The organism is Caballeronia sp. INML2 (assembly GCF_023631365.1).
Classification (GTDB): Bacteria; Pseudomonadota; Gammaproteobacteria; order Burkholderiales; family Burkholderiaceae; genus Caballeronia; species Caballeronia turbans.
In genome coordinates this window covers 64,804-82,285 of record NZ_JALQDH010000040.1, presented here as the reverse complement: position 1 = coordinate 82,285, position 17,482 = coordinate 64,804, and the positions used below count along the sequence as shown (strand labels likewise).

Annotated in this window: 15 protein-coding genes; 13 read left to right on the top strand and 2 right to left on the bottom strand. The window is 62.1% G+C overall.

All coding sequences use genetic code 11. The features are described from left to right. The first annotated feature begins 74 nt into the window (after positions 1-74). On the top strand, positions 75-578 hold the full coding sequence (locus tag NCT32_RS13710; protein WP_061116609.1) for an Lrp/AsnC family transcriptional regulator: 504 nt from the start codon (positions 75-77) through the stop codon (positions 576-578). Here the strand turns inward: NCT32_RS13710 and NCT32_RS13705 are convergent. Next, positions 536-1,066: a class IV adenylate cyclase gene (locus NCT32_RS13705; protein ID WP_061116608.1), complete on the bottom strand. Its 531-nt coding sequence runs from the start codon at positions 1,064-1,066 to the stop codon at positions 536-538. The two genes, NCT32_RS13710 and NCT32_RS13705, sit on opposite strands and share 43 nt — an antisense overlap. A gap of 105 nt (positions 1,067-1,171) precedes the next feature. Then, positions 1,172-2,074: a LysR family transcriptional regulator gene (locus NCT32_RS13700; protein WP_061116607.1), complete on the bottom strand. Its 903-nt coding sequence runs from the start codon at positions 2,072-2,074 to the stop codon at positions 1,172-1,174. A 105-nt stretch (positions 2,075-2,179) separates the two neighbouring features. Between NCT32_RS13700 and NCT32_RS13695 the strand changes: the two genes are divergently transcribed. From NCT32_RS13695 to NCT32_RS13640, 12 genes are all read left to right on the top strand, one after another. Continuing rightward, positions 2,180-3,703 (top strand): CoA-acylating methylmalonate-semialdehyde dehydrogenase, encoded by a 1,524-nt coding sequence (locus NCT32_RS13695; protein ID WP_250490409.1) that lies wholly within the window; start codon positions 2,180-2,182, stop codon positions 3,701-3,703. 54 nt (positions 3,704-3,757) lie between these two features. Next, positions 3,758-5,434, top strand: a complete 1,677-nt coding sequence (locus NCT32_RS13690; protein ID WP_061116605.1) for a GMC family oxidoreductase — start codon at positions 3,758-3,760, stop codon at positions 5,432-5,434. A gap of 382 nt (positions 5,435-5,816) precedes the next feature. Continuing rightward, complete coding sequence (locus tag NCT32_RS13685; RefSeq protein ID WP_061116913.1) at positions 5,817-6,596, top strand: ABC transporter ATP-binding protein; 780 nt, start codon at positions 5,817-5,819, stop codon at positions 6,594-6,596. Further along, complete coding sequence (locus tag NCT32_RS13680; protein ID WP_250477234.1) at positions 6,593-7,354, top strand: ABC transporter ATP-binding protein; 762 nt, start codon at positions 6,593-6,595, stop codon at positions 7,352-7,354. Before NCT32_RS13685 ends, NCT32_RS13680 begins: the two co-directional genes overlap by 4 nt. Before the next feature lie 74 nt (positions 7,355-7,428). Continuing rightward, the gene (locus NCT32_RS13675; RefSeq protein ID WP_250477233.1) at positions 7,429-8,649 is read left to right on the top strand and encodes an ABC transporter substrate-binding protein; all 1,221 of its coding nucleotides are present in this window, start codon (positions 7,429-7,431) and stop codon (positions 8,647-8,649) included. A 93-nt stretch (positions 8,650-8,742) separates the two neighbouring features. After that, entirely contained in the window at positions 8,743-9,627 is an 885-nt protein-coding gene (locus NCT32_RS13670; protein ID WP_061116602.1) for a branched-chain amino acid ABC transporter permease, read from the top strand. After that, positions 9,627-10,598, top strand: coding sequence for a branched-chain amino acid ABC transporter permease (locus NCT32_RS13665; protein WP_061116912.1), 972 nt, complete (start codon positions 9,627-9,629; stop codon positions 10,596-10,598). The genes NCT32_RS13670 and NCT32_RS13665 overlap by 1 nt, the downstream gene beginning before the upstream one ends. 474 nt (positions 10,599-11,072) lie before the next feature. After that, positions 11,073-12,239 carry an ABC transporter substrate-binding protein gene (locus NCT32_RS13660; RefSeq protein WP_250490408.1) on the top strand — a complete coding sequence of 389 codons (1,167 nt, stop codon included), beginning with the start codon at positions 11,073-11,075 and terminating at the stop codon, positions 12,237-12,239. A gap of 279 nt (positions 12,240-12,518) precedes the next feature. Further along, positions 12,519-13,691, top strand: coding sequence for an ABC transporter substrate-binding protein (locus NCT32_RS13655; protein WP_061116600.1), 1,173 nt, complete (start codon positions 12,519-12,521; stop codon positions 13,689-13,691). Positions 13,692-13,838: 147 nt separating this feature from the next. Beyond that, entirely contained in the window at positions 13,839-14,894 is a 1,056-nt protein-coding gene (locus NCT32_RS13650) for a branched-chain amino acid ABC transporter permease (protein ID WP_061116599.1), read from the top strand. Between the two features lie 4 nt (positions 14,895-14,898). Then, a complete protein-coding gene (locus tag NCT32_RS13645) occupies positions 14,899-16,683 on the top strand; it encodes an ABC transporter permease subunit (RefSeq protein ID WP_061116598.1) in 1,785 nt (594 codons plus the stop codon). Continuing rightward, the gene (locus NCT32_RS13640) at positions 16,683-17,450 is read left to right on the top strand and encodes an ABC transporter ATP-binding protein (protein WP_250477231.1); all 768 of its coding nucleotides are present in this window, start codon (positions 16,683-16,685) and stop codon (positions 17,448-17,450) included. The genes NCT32_RS13645 and NCT32_RS13640 overlap by 1 nt, the downstream gene beginning before the upstream one ends. Positions 17,451-17,482: the final 32 nt, after the last annotated feature.

The window sequence follows — 17,482 nt, the reverse complement described above, 5'->3', positions numbered from 1 at the left end:
CAAAGGGTTTGTGAGCTTCTGGTCATCAGTGCGATAAAGTCGCATTCATCCACGCCACAGCGCACATCCGCCTCATGCTCGAACTCGACCATTTCGACCTCGCCCTGCTCGACGTGCTTCAACGGTTCGGGCGCGCCACGCATCAGCAACTGGGCGAGCAAGTGCCGCTTTCGCCGTCGCAGATCGGGCGGCGGCTGCAGCGGCTGGAATCGACGGGGGTGATCGAAGGGTATCGCGTGGTCCTGCGGCCGGAGAAGCTCGGCCTGGGCGTAACGGCGTTCACGAGCCTGAAGCTTAAGCATCACGGCGATTCGATCATCGAGCAGTTTCAGCAGCAGATCGAGATGCTGCCCGAAGTGCTCGAATGCCACGCGACCGTGGGCGACGCCGACTATCTGCTGCGCATCGTCGCGCCGGATTTGAACGCGCTGTCAGGTTTCGTGATGAAAAAGCTGATGCGCGTGCCGGGCGTCGACAGCGTGCGCTCGAACATCGTGCTCACGACGTTCAAGCGCAACGGCCCGCTGCCGCTCTCTCATCTGGCGAGCGATGACTCGGGGCTCAGCAGATCCACGTAAGCGAGCGGCACGAGGTCCGTCTGCGCAACGCCCAGGCGCGCGAACATCGCGTGCGCTTCCTGTTCGCCGCCGGCTTCGTCGTCGTCCTGGCCGAGGAGCACTTCCAGCTCGATGAAATCGCCCAGGCCGTCCACGCGGTCCAGATGAATGCGCGTGCGTCCGACGAGATACACGTGCCGCTCCTTCGAGACGATGCCGCGCGTCGTCAGCGCCTGGGCGAGCAGCGCGTGCATCGCTTCGGGATTCGTGACCGGGCTGCGCGAGTAATACGAGACTTTCGGGCCGTCGCGGTCGTCGCGCTGATAAAAGATCAGCTCGGACGGCGTGCCGTCGTCGAACTGGCGCAGCTTGAGGCGTCCGGTCGGCACGTCGTAGAAGAAGTCTTGCTGGCGGAAAACCAGCGGCGCTTCGGTGGCGAGCGCGGCCGCCCGTTCGCGCAGCTGGTCGAACTGATGCGCGCGCGCCTTGATTTCGATGTTGCGTGCCATGAAGGCTCCTCGAACACGGTTGGATGGACGAGCCTAGCAAACAATCGATGAAGGTCGCTTGAATGCACTTGCGCGCGGACTCGGTATTTCCACTGAGATGTCGGCTCAAACCGCCCACTGCGCGTCGATCAGCCGCAGCGCCGCGGCGATCGCCGGTTCCTCGCGGCGCTCCGCCAGCGCGACGAAAGACAACTGCGTGGGCACCGTGACGCCTTCGACGATCGTCAGCGCGTGCGCATGCGCTTGCGCCAGCGCGATCGAATCCCGCACGAGTGACAGGCCGACGCCCGATTTGACGAGATCGAGCATCGACGGCTCCTGGTCGACTTCCGCGACGATCACCGGCATTGCGCCCGCCTCGCGGAAGATGCGCGACAACAGCCGGTTGTGGGCGGACTCGGCGGGCGTCCAGATCCACGGCAGCTTGGCGAGCGCGGCCCAGTTGCGCTTGCCCTTGTTCACGCGGTTGTGCCAGCCCGCCGGCGCGAGCACGCGGTAAAGAAACGGCGTCAGCCTGACCACGTGGAAGCGCTCGCCGTCGCGCGTGCCGTCGATGGCCGGATCGCCGATGTAATAGCCGACGTCCAGATCGCGCGACCTCACGCGCTCCAGAACCCAGCCCGACATGCCGTGCCGCAACGAGGTTTCGATACGCGGATGCGTCTCCACCAGTTGCCGCAGGAAGCCGCCGAGACGCAGGAATTCGGGATCGAGAATCGTGCCGATGCGAAGCGTCCCGCTCACTTCGTGACGCAGCGCAGCAGCAGCGCGCTGCACGTCGGCGGCGGCGGTGAGTGCGCGTTCGGCGTGCGGCAGAAGCGCTTCGCCGTCGCGCGTCAGCAGAAGACCGTGCGACGTCCGCGAGAACAGCACGACGCCCAGCATCTCCTGCAGATTCTTGATCTGCAGACTGACAGCCGGCTGCGTGAGATGCAATTGCGCCGCGGCGCGCGTGAGATTGCCTTCACGAGCGACGGCGAGAAAGGCGCGCAAAAGGGTGTAGTCCATCGCCTGATATTAAATCTTCTTATATCCCAGTTGAACATATCTCATTGGATTCGAGGAAGCATCCGGCAGTACGCTCGGGCTATTCACACATATAAGAGAGACATCATGGGCGAGACACATCGAAGCGAAGCGCGCGTCGCGGCGTTGACGCATTTCATCGGCGGCAAGCGGGTCGAAGGCGCGAGCGAGCGTTTCGGCGACGTGTTCAACCCGGCGACGGGCGCCGTCGCATCGCGCGTGGCGCTGGCGGGCGCATCCGAAGTGGATGCCGCCGTGGCCGCCGCGAAAGCCGCTTTCCCCGAATGGAGTGAAACCGCGCCGATCAAGCGTGCGCGCGTGCTCTTCAAGTTCAAGCAACTGCTCGACGAACATCACGACGAACTCGCCGAGATCATCACGCGCGAGCACGGCAAGGTGTTCAGCGACGCCAAGGGCGAAGTGATGCGCGGCATCGAGATCGTCGAGTTCGCGTGCGGCATTCCCAATCTGCTCAAGACCGACTTCACGGATCAGATCGGCGGCGGTATCGACAACTGGAACCTGCGTCAGCCGCTCGGCGTGGTCGCGGGCATCACGCCCTTCAACTTCCCGATGATGGTGCCGTGCTGGATGTTCCCCATCGCGATCGCGGCGGGCAATACCTTCGTGTTGAAGCCATCGGAGCGCGATCCGTCGGCATCGGTTCGTCTCGCGGAATTGCTGACGGAAGCCGGCTTGCCAGATGGCGTGTTCAACGTCGTGCACGGCGATAAAACCGCTGTCGACGCATTGCTCGCGCATGGGGATATCGAAGCGCTGTCGTTCGTCGGCTCGACGCCGATCGCCGAATACATCCACACTGAAGGCACGAAGCACGGCAAGCGCGTGCAGGCGCTGGGCGGCGCAAAGAACCATCTCGTCGTGATGCCCGATGCGGATCTCGATCAGGCGGTCGATGCGCTGATCGGCGCGGCGTATGGTTCGGCGGGCGAGCGCTGCATGGCGATTTCGGTTGCGGTCGCGGTGGGTCACATCGCCGATGAGCTGATCGAACGCCTCACGCCGCGCGTGAAATCGCTCGTGATCAAGAACGGCATGGAAAGCGATGCCGAAATGGGTCCGCTCGTCACGGGCGCGCATCGCGCGAAAGTCGAAGGCTACATCGACGCGGGCGTGAAGTCGGGCGCGACGCTCGTCGTCGATGGGCGCGGCCACAAGGTCGAAGGGCACGAGAACGGCTTCTTTCTCGGCGGCACCCTGTTCGACAACGTGAAGACGGACAGCAGCATCTATAAGGAAGAGATCTTCGGACCGGTGCTCTGCGTCGTGCGCGTGCCGGATTTCGCGAGCGCGGTCGAGCTCATCAACAAGCATGAGTTCGCCAACGGCGTGTCTTGCTACACAACGGATGGCGGCGTCGCGCGCGCGTTCTCGCGTCAGATCAAGGTCGGCATGGTCGGCATCAACGTGCCCATTCCGGTGCCGATGGCGTGGCACTCGTTCGGCGGCTGGAAGCGCTCGCTCTTCGGCGATCACCACGCATACGGCGAAGAAGGCGTGCGCTTCTATACGCGCTACAAGAGCGTGATGCAGCGCTGGCCCGACAGCATTGCGAAGGGCGCCGAATTCACGATGCCGGTAGCGAAGTAATCGAATCATCGAATCATCGAAGCCGCGCAAGACGGCAAAGTCAGGAGACACGTCATGAAGCAGAACGCACGCAAGCTGGAAGGCGAGTTCGACTACATCATCGTCGGTGCGGGCACGGCAGGTTGCGTGCTCGCAAATCGCCTCACCGAAGATCCGAACGTGAAAGTGCTGCTGCTCGAAGCAGGGGGCAAGGACGACTATCACTGGATTCACATTCCGGTCGGCTATCTGTATTGCATCGGCAATCCGCGCACGGACTGGCTCTACAAGACGCAGGCAGAACCGGGTCTCGACGGCCGCAAGCTTTCGTATCCACGCGGGCGCGTGCTCGGCGGATGCTCCTCTATCAACGGCATGATCTACATGCGCGGCCAGCGCGAGGACTACGACGACTGGGCGCACATCAGCGGCGATCCGAACTGGTCGTGGGATTCGGTGTTGCCCATTTTCATGCGCAGCGAGGATCATCACGGCGGCGGCAATGCATGGCATGGCGCGGGCGGCGAATGGCGCGTCGAGAAGCAGCGCCTGAAGTGGAAGATTCTCGAAACCTTCGCGCAGGCCGCGCAGCAAAGCGGCATTCCCGCGACGGACGATTTCAACCGCGGCGACAACACCGGCGTCGGCTATTTCGAAGTGAACCAGCGCGGCGGCATTCGCTGGAATGCGGCGAAAGCATTCCTGCGTGAAGCGATGAAGCGCCCCAACCTCACGACGATCACCGGCGCGCATACGCAACGCCTCGTGTTCGAAGGCATGCGCTGTATCGGAGTGGAATATCGCGGCGGCGATGTCGATTACCTCGCGCGTGCGCGTATCGAGGTAATTCTCAGTGCGGGCGCGGTGAATTCGCCACAGATTCTCGAACTCTCCGGTATCGGCAACGGCGCGCGTCTGCAACGCCTCGGCATCGATGTCGTGAAGAGCCTGCGCGGTGTCGGCGAAAATCTGCAGGACCACTTGCAACTGCGCATGGCGTACAGGGTCGATGGCGTGCGCACGCTCAATACGCTGTCGGCGCATTGGTGGGGCAAGCTCTTTATCGGCATGCAATACGCGGTGATGCGAAGCGGGCCGATGTCGATGGCGCCGTCGCAACTGGGCGCGTTCGCCAAATCGAATCCCGACGATGCGTCGATCACACGCGCCGATGTCCAATATCATGTCCAGCCTTTGTCGCTCGAACGTTTCGGCGAGCCGCTGCATTCGTTCAATGCGTTCACCGCGTCCGTGTGCAATTTGCGGCCCACATCGCGCGGCAGCGTGCATATCGAATCGCCGGATGCGCACGCAGCGCCGCTGATCGCGCCGAACTATCTGTCCACCGACCGCGATCGCGAGGTCGCCGCGAATTCGCTGCGTCTCACACGACGCATCGCCAGCGCGCCAGCGCTGGCGCAATACGCGCCCAAGGAAATTCTTCCGGGCATCCAGTTCCAGACGCAGGAAGAACTCGTCGAAGCGGCGGGCAAGATCGGCACGACGATCTTCCATCCGGTCGGCACGTGCCGCATGGGCACGGACAACGATCCGGGCGCGGTCGTCGACAGCCGCCTGCGCGTGATCGGCGTGCGCGGGTTGCGCGTGGTCGACGCATCGGTGATGCCGACCATCACATCGGGCAACACGAACTCGCCGACCCTGATGATCGCCGAGCGTGCGAGCGAGATGATCCGCGAGGACAGGCGCGGCATCGAAGCGGAAGAAGTGATCGCCACCGCACTTGCGTGACGGATCGGTGACACGGGCGCGTCAGATGCCGGGACGTCGGGATGACGCGTGACTGGCGCGCGCATGAGGCCGCACCGAGGAATGCTTATATGCAAAGCGCATAAGCAGTCTCCGTGCCCCTAATGCGTGCACGCGTAAAACTCCAAGCAATTCGTTAGTAAGTGCAAATCCCAATGATTGCGCTGCATCATTGGCGCGACAATGGCCCCGGAATTAGTGATGCTCGGCATACCTCGTGCACACTTTGTGCGGGCGCAACAGCGATGCAAGCAGCGAAGCGGCACCGGGATGGAGACAACGTTCGGGTGCGCGCGCGGAAAGAAAAAATAAGGCGCAGGCGAATACGGATATGCCCAGCGCTTCACTTCGCATGGAAGGGGACATGATTCTCGGCGACACCATTCTTGAAACGCGAGGGCTCACGAAGGAATTCAAAGGCTTTACGGCCGTGAATGGCGTGAACCTGCGCGTGCGCCGCGGTTCGATCCATGCGCTGATCGGACCGAACGGCGCAGGCAAGACGACCTGCTTTAACCTCCTCACCAAGTTTCTCGAACCCACCGCGGGGCAGATCGTTTTCAACGGCACGGATATCACGCGCGAGCGGCCGGCGCACATCGCGCGGCGCGGGATCATCCGCTCGTTTCAGATTTCCGCAGTGTTTCCGCACCTGACGGTGCTCCAGAACGTGCGCATCGGTTTGCAGCGGCAACTGGGCACGTCGTTTCATTTCTGGCGCAGCGAGCGTTCCCTCGATGCCCTCAACGACCGCGCGATGGATCTGCTCACGCAAGTCGGCCTCACCGACTTCGCCGATACGAGAACCGTCGAGCTCTCATACGGCCGCAAGCGCGCGCTCGAGATCGCGACCACACTGTCGATGGAACCCGAACTGATGCTTCTCGACGAGCCGACGCAAGGCATGGGTCACGAGGATGTCGATCGCGTGACGGCGTTGATCAAGAAGGTGTCGGCGGGCCGCACCATCCTCATGGTCGAACACAACATGAACGTGATCGCGGGCATTTCCGACACCATCACCGTGCTTCAGCGCGGCGAAGTGCTCGCCGAAGGCAGCTACGCGGAAGTGTCGAGGAATCCGCTCGTGATGGAAGCCTACATGGGCAGCGCCGATGCGGCGCTCACCGGAGCGCATGCATGAGTACGATCGTGGAGGAGCGCCGCTCGCGCGAGGCGAACGGCGCGGCGGGCAATGTGCCCGCGCTGGAAATATCGGGTCTGCAGGCGTGGTACGGGGAATCGCACATCCTGCACGGCGTGGACCTGAAGGTAAATCGCGGCGAAGTGGTCACGCTGCTCGGCCGCAACGGCGCGGGCCGCACGACCACGTTGCGCGCCATCATGGGTTTGACCGGGCGAAGGACGGGTTCCATCCGCGTCGGCGGAAATGAAACCATCGGCCTCGCCACACACAAGATCGCGCATTACGGGGTCGGCTATTGTCCGGAGGAGCGCGGCATTTTTTCGAGCTTGTCCTGCGAGGAAAACCTTCTTCTGCCGCCGATGATCGGCCATGCAAAAGACGCAATGCCGCTCGACGAGATCTACTCGATGTTCCCGAACCTGAAGGAACGCCGCGCAAGCCAGGGCACGCGTCTTTCGGGCGGTGAGCAACAGATGCTGGCCGTCGCGCGCATTCTGCGCACGGGCGCGAATCTGCTTTTGCTCGATGAAATTTCGGAAGGGCTCGCGCCGGTCATCGTACAGACGCTCGCGCGCATGATCCTCATGCTGAAGTCTCGTGGCTACACGATCGTCATGGTCGAACAGAATTTTCGTTTCGCGGCGCCGCTCGCGGATCGCTTTTACGTGATGGAGCACGGAAACATCGTCGAGCATTTCGGCGCGGGGGAACTCGAAGCGAAGATGCCGGTGCTGCACGAACTGCTCGGGGTGTAATCGATCCCGGGCGCGGCACATCGGAAGGGCAACACCAGTAATACCGCAACAAATCAAAACTCATGGAGACTGGAATGAAAAAGAAGACCCTCGCGCGCCTCTCTATTCTGTGCTTTGCGGCTGCGGCGGCGAGTGTGGCGGTGATGAGCACGAGCGCCAACGCCGCCGACAGCAACACGGTGAAGATCGGTTTCGTCACCGACATGTCGGGCCTCTACGCGGATATCGACGGGCAGGGCGGACTCGAAGCCATTCGCATGGCGGTCGCTGACTTCGGCGGAAAGGTGAACGGCAAGCCGATCGAAGTGGTGTATGCGGATCACCAGAACAAGGCGGATATCGCGGCATCGCGTGCGCGCGAATGGATCGACCGCGACGGCGTGAACGTGATCATCGGCGGGACGAACTCGGCGACGGCGCTTTCGAGCGCGCAAGTCGCGGCGGAGAAGAAGACGCCGTACATCAACATCGGCGCGGGCGCGGACAACCTGACCAACGAGCAGTGCTCGCCCTACACGGTCCACTACGCCTACGACACGATGGCGCTCGCGAAGGGCACCGGTTCCGCGGTGACCAAGCAGGGCGGCAAGACGTGGTACTTCCTGACGGCCGACTATGCGTTCGGCAAGGCGCTCGAAAAGAATACGGCTGACGTCGTGAAGGCCAATGGCGGCCAGGTGCTCGGCGAAGTGCGTCATCCGCTGTCGGCGTCGGACTTCTCGTCGTTCCTGCTGCAGGCGCAAGGTTCGAAGGCGCAGGTGCTCGGCCTCGCGAATGCCGGCGGCGACACGATCAACGCGATCAAGGCCTCGAAGGAGTTCGGCATCACCAAGTCGATGAAGATCGCCGCGCTGCTGATCTTCATCTCCGACATCCACAGCCTCGGCCTCGAAACCACGCAAGGGCTGGTCGCGACGGACAGCTGGTACTGGAACAAGGACGACAAGACGCGCGCCTGGGCGAAGCGCTACTTCGACAAGATGAAGAAGATGCCGGGCAGCCTGCAGGCGGCGGATTACTCGGCTGTCACGACGTACCTGAACGCGGTGAAGGCGGCGGGCACGACCGACAGCGACAAGGTCATGGCGCAGCTCAAGAAGGCGAAGATCGACGACTTCTACGCGAAGGGCTACATCCGCGAAGACGGATCGATGATCCACGACATGTACCTGATGGAAGTGAAGAAGCCGTCGGAATCGAAGGAGCCGTGGGACTACTACAAGATCACCGCGACGATTCCGGGCGATCAGGCGTTCGGCACCAAGGCCGAATCGCGCTGCAAGCTCTGGAAGTAAGCATTCGGTAGTGCGCAAGCGTCGCGAGGCGGGCGGCCGGAAGGGCCGCTTCGCCGTCGCAGCCGCGTCAACACGTTTCTGACGGCAGGTTCAATGGAAATATTCGGCATCCCGCTCGCCGCAATGATGAGCCAGCTGTTGCTCGGGCTGGTGAACGGCTCGTTCTACGCGATCCTGAGCCTCGGGCTCGCGGTGATCTTCGGCTTGCTCAACGTCATCAATTTCGCGCATGGCGCGCTCTTCATGCTGGGCGCGATGCTCGCGTGGATGGGCTATTCCTATTTCAACATCCCGTACTGGGCGATGCTGCTGCTCGCGCCCATCGTGGTCGGGCTGTTCGGCGTGGTCGTCGAGCGCTCGATGCTGCGCTGGCTTTACAAGCTCGATCATCTTTACGGGCTGCTGCTCACCTTCGGCCTGACGCTCGTGATCGAAGGCGTGTTCCGCTCCATCTACGGTTCTTCGGGGCAGCCTTACGACGTGCCGTCGCTGCTTTCGGGCGCGACCAATCTCGGCTTCATGTTCCTGCCGAACTATCGCGCGTGGGTGGTCGCCGCGTCGCTCGCCGTGTGCTTTGCGACGTGGTTCGTGATCGAAAAGACGCGCATCGGCGCTTATCTGCGCGCGGGCACGGAGAATCCGAAGCTCGTCGAGGCATTCGGCGTCAATGTGCCGATGATGATCACGCTCACCTACGGCTTCGGCGTCGCGCTCGCGGCGTTCGCGGGCGTGCTGGCGGCGCCCGTGATCCAGGTGTCGCCGCTCATGGGCCAGTCGATGATCATCACCGTGTTTGCGGTCGTCGTGATCGGCGGGATGGGCTCGATCATGGGCTCGATACTGACGGGCCTGCTGCTCGGCGTGATCGAGGGCTTTACGCGCGTGTTCTATCCGGAAGCGTCCGCGACGGTCGTCTTCGTCATCATGGCGATCGTGTTGATGATTCGCCCGGCAGGACTCTTCGGCAAGGAAAAATGATGCAGAGAAAAGCGCTCTACGGCCTGTTGCTGATCGGCCTGATCGTCGCGCCGTTCGTCGGCGTGTATCCGCTGTTTATGATGAAGGTGCTGTGTTTCGCCCTGTTTGCGGCGGCATTCAATTTGCTGATCGGCTATACCGGGCTGTTGTCGTTCGGTCATGCGATGTTCCTCGCGACCGCCGGCTATGTCGCCGGCTATGCGATCCAGTCGCTGAACTTCACGCCGGAGCTCGGCGTAATCGCGGGCACGGCGGCGGCGACGCTGCTCGGGCTCGTCGCCGGTCTGCTCGCGATCCGGCGCCAGGGCATTTACTTCGCGATGGTCACGCTCGCGCTCGCGCAGATGGTGTACTTCGTGTTCCTGCAGGCGCCGTTTACGCATGGCGAAGACGGTCTGCAAGGCGTGCCGCGCGGCAAGCTGTTCAATGTCATCGATCTGGGCAACGACATCACGCTCTACTACGTCGTGCTCGTCGTGATGCTGCTCGCGTTCGCGCTGATCGTGCGCATCGTGCATTCGCCGTTCGGGCAAGTGCTGATCGCAATCAAGGAGAACGAGCCGCGCGCGATTTCGCTCGGCTACGACACGTCGCGCTACAAGCTGCTGGCGTTCGTTTTGTCGGCGGGTCTCGCGGGCTTCGCGGGGGCGATGAAGACACTCGTGCTCGGCTTCGAAACGCTCGGCGACGCCTACTGGACGATGTCGGGCCTGGTCGTGCTGATGACGCTCGTCGGCGGCATGAGCACGATGTTCGGGCCGTTGCTCGGCGCGGCGATCATCGTCGCGCTCGAAGACCGGCTCGGCGACATCGGCAGCGGCATCGCGCGCATCACGGGTGTGTCGTGGTTCAACTCGTTGGGCGAATCGGTGACGATCGTGACAGGCGTGATCTTCATCGCGTGCGTGCTCGCCTTCCGCCGCGGGATCGTCGGAGAGATCATCGCGCGGGTTCGGCCGCTTCAAGGCTGAGCGATTTATTTGGAATTACGAAGGAATGGAGCATTTGAAAGAAGCGCGCTAAATTGCAAGAAATACGCCCCGTTGCGGTGCTTTTGTGCACCACTAGGGTAAATGCTAGGTTGTCGTGCAGTGTTGCGTTCTTTAACATGCGTCCTAGTTCTGTTGCACCCAGATTTTTGAGGTGGAGAACGAGGAGACATGAGGCACAAAGTGCCCGACCGAAAAGCGCTGTTGGATGAGTCCAACAGCGCTTTTTTTATTTGCCGTCGATAATACGAATAAATCCCCGCGGATTTTTTTTAAGGCGGGTTTTCCCGGGGTTCGCAAGGCACGGAAAACCTTCAAAACGCTTGCTGCACGGCGGTTTCCTCCGCTAAACTGCATTTCCCGACCCGCCGGTCGGCGATTCAGAGCGGGCGCGAAACACGGCATATTCGCAGACAATTCTTCACGCAGAAAACACGATTTACGGGGCGCAAATCAATGAAGTTGGCTTTACGCGGCAAGGCGGTCGCAATGGCCGTCGCGGGATTATCGGCGGTATTCAGCAATCAGGTTTTGGCGGACGTGAAAATCGGCGTGACGGTCTCGGCGACAGGACCGGCGGCTTCGCTCGGCATTCCGGAAAAGAACACCGTCGCGCTGTTGCCCAAGGAAGTCGCCGGGCAGAAATTGGAATACATCGTTCTGGACGACGCGACCGATTCCACCCAGGCGGTGAAAAACGCACGCAAGCTGACGAGCGAAGATCACGTCGATGCGCTGGTCGGTTCGACGGTCGTTCCCAATTCGCTCGCGATGATCGACATCGCGGCCGAAACGCACACCCCGATGATTTCGATGGCCGCGGCCGCGAGCATCGTCGAGCCGATGGACAGCAAGCGCGCGTGGGTCTTCAAGACGCCGCAGAACGACATTCTGATGGCTACCGTGATCGCGCAGCACATGTCGAATCACGGCGTGAAGACTGTCGCGTTCATCGGCTTTTCCGACGCCTACGGCGAGAGCTGGTTCAAGGAATTCTCGAAGGCAGCCGATCTGGCGAAGCTGAAGATCGTCGCGAACGAGCGCTTTGCGCGCAACGATGCGTCGGTGACGGGCCAGGTGCTCAAGATGATGTCGCAGAACGCGGACGCGGTGCTGATCGCGGGCGCGGGCACGCCGGCCGCGCTGCCGCAGAAGACGCTCAAGGAGCGCGGCTACAAGGGCAAGATCTATCAGACGCACGGCGTCGCCAATAACGATTTCCTGCGCGTGTGCGGCAAGGACTGCGAAGGCACGTTCCTGCCCGCGGGCCCGTTGCTCGTCGCGGAGCAGTTGCCTGACAGCAACCCCGTGAAGCAAGCCGCGCTGACGTACAAGAAGGCGTACGAAGGCGCCAACGGCGCGGGTTCCGTGTCGACGTTCGGCGGTCACGCGTGGGACGCGGGCCTCATTCTGCAGCGTGCGATTCCTGTTGCGCTGAAGAAGGGCCAGCCGGGCACGCCGGCGTTCCGCGAAGCGTTGCGCGCGGCTATCGAAGAGACGAAGAATCTGCCTGCATCGCACGGCATCTTCAACATGAGCCCCAACGATCACTCCGGACTGGACCAGCGCGCACGCGTGATGGTGGAGATCGTCGGCGGCAAGTGGAAGCTCTCGGGCAACTGACGGATTCGCATGTGAACTGATTCGGAGAACAAAGGCGCGTAGCAACACAACGCGCCTTTTTTTCTGTGCCGTGCAGCAGGAACCGCGACGCGAAGGAGAGGGCGCAAAGCCTCGATCGCGGCGGCGCAACGGTCAGGGAAAACCAGCCTTGGCACGCAGTAACGCGGTAAATAGATTGGGGCGGCTCTTTGGTTGGCGCCAGAGAAGCAGCATCGATAACAACTCGCAGCAGCGCACCGCAGGGGTGCGTGAACCGCAAGTCGCGTTTGGAGACAAGCAATGAAAACGAAGAAGGCATGGATCAGGACGGGCATCGCGCTCGCCATCGCGGGCAGCGCGCTTGCCGGGGCGGGCGCGGCGCTCGCTCAGGTGAAGATCGGCGTGACGCTCTCGGCGACGGGACCGGCCGCATCGCTCGGGATTCCCGAGAAAAATACGGTCGCACTGTTGCCGAAGGAAATCGGCGGGAAGTCGGTCGAATGGATCGTGCTCGATGACGGGTCCGACACGAGCCGCGCCGTGCAGAACACGCGCAAGCTGATCGACGAAGATCACGTCGATGCGATCGTCGGCTCCACCGTGACGCCGAACTCGCTCGCGATGATCGATCCGGCCGCCGCCGGCAAGACGCCGATGATCTCGATGGCCGCGTCCGCCGCGATCATCGCGCCGATGGATGCAAAAAAGGCGTGGGTCTTCAAGACGCCGCAAAACGACGCGCTGATGGCCGATGCCATCGCGAGCTACATGGAAAAGCACGGCGTGAAGACGGTGGGCTTCATCGGCTTCGCGGATGCCTACGGCGACGGCTGGTACAACGTGTTCAATACGGCGGCGACGGCGCACAAGCTGAAGATCGTCACGAACGAGCGCTATAACCGCACGGACACGTCCGTGACCGGCCAGGTTTTGAAGACGATGGGCGCGAACCCGGACGCGGTGCTGATCGCGGGTGCGGGCACGCCGTCTGCGCTGCCGGCGAAGGCGCTGAAGGAGCGTGGCTACAAGGGCAAGGTCTATCAGACGCATGGCGTCGCCAACAACGACTTCCTGCGCGTGTGCGGCAAGGACTGCGAGGGAGAAATCCTGCCCGCCGGCCCGGTGCTCGTGACCGAGCAGTTGCCGGAGAGCAACCCGGTGAAGAAGTCGTCGGCCGCGTACAAGGACGCGTATGAGAAGGCGTATGGCGCAGGCACGCTGTCGACCTTCGGCGGGCATGCATGGGATGCTGGCCAGATGCTTCAGCGCGCGATTCCCGAGGCGCTCAAGAAAGGCCAGCCGGGCACGCCGGAATTCCGCGAAGCGCTGCGCGCCGCGCTGGAAAACCTGAAGGACCTGCCGGTGTCGCACGGGATCATGAACACGACGCCGACCGATCACAACGGCTTCGACAATCGCGCCCGCGTGATGGTGCAGATCGTCGACGGCAAGTGGAAATTGCTGAACGACTGAGCTCGACAGGACGCGCTTCATCGCGCGTTCTCGTTTCTTAATTTCGAGATGAATGGGCGGCGCACCGGCAACGGCGCGCCGCTTTGACCATGTTCCGGCGGCTGTTTCTTGAGTCGCCTGTTTCACAAGAAGCTTCGAAGAGGAAGTATGGACTTATCGATTGCGGCGATCCTCGCGCAGGACGGGATCACCACGGGCGCGATCTACGCCTTGCTCGCGCTCGCTCTGGTGCTCGTGTTCTCCGTGACACGCGTCATTTTCATTCCGCAGGGCGAGTTCGTCGCGTATGGCGCGCTCACGCTGGCCGCACTGCAGACGCAGAAGCTGCCGGCGACCTGCTATCTGCTCATCGCGATGGGCGTCGGCTGCTTTGTCGCGGAACTCGCGGGCATCGTTCGGCATCCTGCGCGATATCACCAGATCGGGCGCTTACTGGCAGTGCTGACGGGCAAGTATCTGCTGTTTCCCGTCGCGGTGTGGGGCATCACGCAAGCGGCGTTCGCACAGCCTCTGCCGATGATCGCGCAGATCGCGCTGACGCTTCTCATCGTCGTGCCGATGGGACCGTTCGTGTATCGCCTCGCGTATGAGCCGATCGCGGAGGCGAGCACGCTGTTGCTGCTGATTGTGGCGGTGGCGGTGCACTTCGCGATGGTCGGCCTCGGGCTCGTGATGTTCGGCGCGGAAGGCTCGCGCACGACGGCGTTTTCTGACGCCACGTTCAACCTGGGCAGCGTGTCGATCTCCGGGCAGAGCTTGTGGGTCGTCGGGACGGCCGTCGTGCTGATCGTCGCGCTGTACTTCTATTTCGATCGCTCGATCTCCGGCAAGGCCTTGCGCGCGACGTCGGTGAATCGCCTCGGCGCGCGGCTCGTCGGCATCGGCACGACGCAGGCAGGCCGCCTCGCATTCACGCTCGCGGCGGGCCTGGGCGCGCTGTGCGGCGTGCTCGTGGCGCCGATCACGACCATCTACTACGACTCGGGCTTCCTGATCGGCCTCAAGGGCTTCGTAGGCGCAATCGTGGGCGGTCTGGTGAGCTATCCGCTCGCGGCCGCAGGGTCGTTGCTCGTGGGTTTGCTCGAATCGTATTCGTCGTTCTGGGCAAGCGCGTACAAGGAGGTGATCGTCTTCACGTTGATTATTCCGGTCCTGCTGTGGCGAAGCCTGGCAAGCCCGCATTCGGATGAGGACGAGGAGTAAGCCGATGAACTTTCTGCATCGATATCGATTTTTCTGGTTGTTCCTGGTTGTCGTCTTCGCGCTGCCGGTCTTGCCGCGGCCGGTCGCCGTGCCCGAGTACTGGATCACGCTGCTGAACTACATCGGCCTGTATTCGATCGTCGCGATCGGGCTGGTGTTGCTGACTGGCATCGGCGGGATGACGAGCTTTGGGCAGGCCGCGTTCGTCGGCGTGGGCGCGTATGCGACGGCTTTCCTCACGACGCGCTACGGTGTCTCGCCGTGGCTCGCGCTGATCGCGGGCGTCGTGCTCACGGCCTTCATCGCGCTGCTGCTCGGTCTCATCACGATGCGCCTTTCGGGACATTTCCTGCCGCTCGGGACGATCGCGTGGGGACTCTCGCTGTTCTACCTCTTCGGCAACATGGAGTTGCTCGGCAAGTACGACGGCATCAACGGAATTCCCGTGCTCAACGTGTTCGGTTGGGAGCTGGAATCGGGCCGTAGCATCTATTACCTGATCTGGGTCGTGGTACTGCTTGCGGTGATTTCTGTTCAGAATCTGCTTAATAGTCGCCCGGGGCGAGCGATTCGCGCGTTGCGCGGCGGCGGCACGATGGCCGAAGCGATGGGCGTCAACACTGCCTGGATGCGCGTAGTCATCTTCGTCTATGCAGCCGTGCTCGCGGCCGTTTCCGGCTTCCTGTACGCCCATTTGCAGCGGGCGGTGAACCCGACGCCGTTCGGCCTGAATCACGGCATCGAGTTCCTGTTCATGGCGGTGGTCGGCGGCGTCTCCCATGTCTGGGGTGCGATTCTCGGCGCGACAATTCTCACCGTTCTGCAGGATTATCTGCAAACGCTTCTGCCCAAGCTGCTCGGCGCGAACGGCAACTTCGAGATCATCGTGTTCGGCGTGGTGATGGTCTTGCTGCTGCAATACGCGCGGCAAGGCGTCTGGCCGTTCGTGGCGCGTCTGTTTCCACGCGGGCCGCGTGCACACGTGCCGGATCATGGCGATGCTTTGCCGCAGCGCAGCAAACCCAACGTGGGGGAGCGCTTGCTGGTCGTCGACAAGGCGCGCAAGCAGTTCGGCGGACTCGTGGCAGTGAACGATGTGAGCTTCGAGGTGAGGGCAGGCGAAATCATCGGATTGATCGGCCCGAATGGCGCCGGGAAGTCCACGACCTTCAATCTTGTCACCGGCGTACTTCAGGCGACGAGCGGCGCAATCAGCTTCCACGGTGAGCGTATCGAGAAGCTGACTTCGCGTGAAATCGTCAAGCGCGGCATCGGCCGGACGTTCCAGCACGTGAAGATGCTTCCCGGGATGACGGTGCTGGAAAACGTGGCGATCGGCGCGCATTTGCGTGGAAGCACGGGCGTCTGGCGCAGTGTCGTGCGACTGAACGCGGCAGAAGAGGCGCGGCTGATGGCTGAGGCAGCGAAGCAGATCAAACGCGTCGGGCTGGAGAAGCATATCTATAGCGAAGCCGGTAGCCTCGCGCTGGGTCAACAACGGATTCTCGAGATTGCCCGGGCGCTGTGCTGCGATCCGACGCTGCTGCTGCTGGATGAACCCGCCGCCGGCCTTCGTTATCAAGAAAAGTTGCAATTGGCCGATTTGCTGCGAAAGCTGCGCGCGGAGGGAATGAGCATTCTTCTTGTCGAGCACGATATGGATTTCGTGATGAATCTGACGGATCGGCTCGTAGTAATGGAGTTCGGCACGAAGATCGCAGAAGGATTGCCTACGGATGTCCAAAAGGATCCGGCGGTGCTCGAAGCATATCTCGGCGGGGTGGAGTGATGGCGAAGGAATCGAACGCAGTTGTGAACCCGATCTTGCAGGTAGACGCCCTGTCCGTGCGCTACGGCAAGGTCGAAGCATTGCACGATGGCAAGCTCACCGTCGGAGCGGGGCAAATCGTTTCGGTGATTGGGCCGAATGGGGCGGGAAAGTCGACGCTCCTTAACGCGATCATGGGCGCGTTGCCCCAAACGGGGCACGCGAAGGGCGTGGTGCGTTACCTTGGCGAAGACGTGTCCGCATTGGCGATCGAGCGCCGCGTTTCACGTGGAATGTGTCTTGTGCCCGAGAAGCGCGAATTGTTCGCGACGATGGCGGTGGAGGACAATCTCGTGCTGGGCGCATATCGGCGGAAGAAAGCCGGCGAGCGAAACTTTCTCGATCAGCTCGACCACGTGTTCCAGCTTTTTCCTCGTCTAAAGGAGCGAAGAAGGCAGGCGGCGGGAACTTTGTCTGGTGGAGAGCGGCAGATGCTCGCGGTTGGCCGTGCATTAATGGGGAAGCCGCAACTTCTGATGCTCGACGAACCGAGCCTCGGCTTGGCGCCGCTGATCGTGAAGGAGATTTTCCACATCATCAGCGCGCTTCGGCAGACGGGTGTTGCAACGCTGTTGATCGAGCAGAACGCGCGCGCTGCGCTTCAGATTTCCGACTATGGCTATGTTCTTGAGACCGGCGAGTTCGCGCTGGAAGGAAACGCCGACGCGCTTCAGCACAACCCTCAGGTCATCGAAACTTATCTCGGTCTGACTAAAAAGGTGGCATAAAACGCGGTGTTCTTTGGGAAAATGGCGGCGTG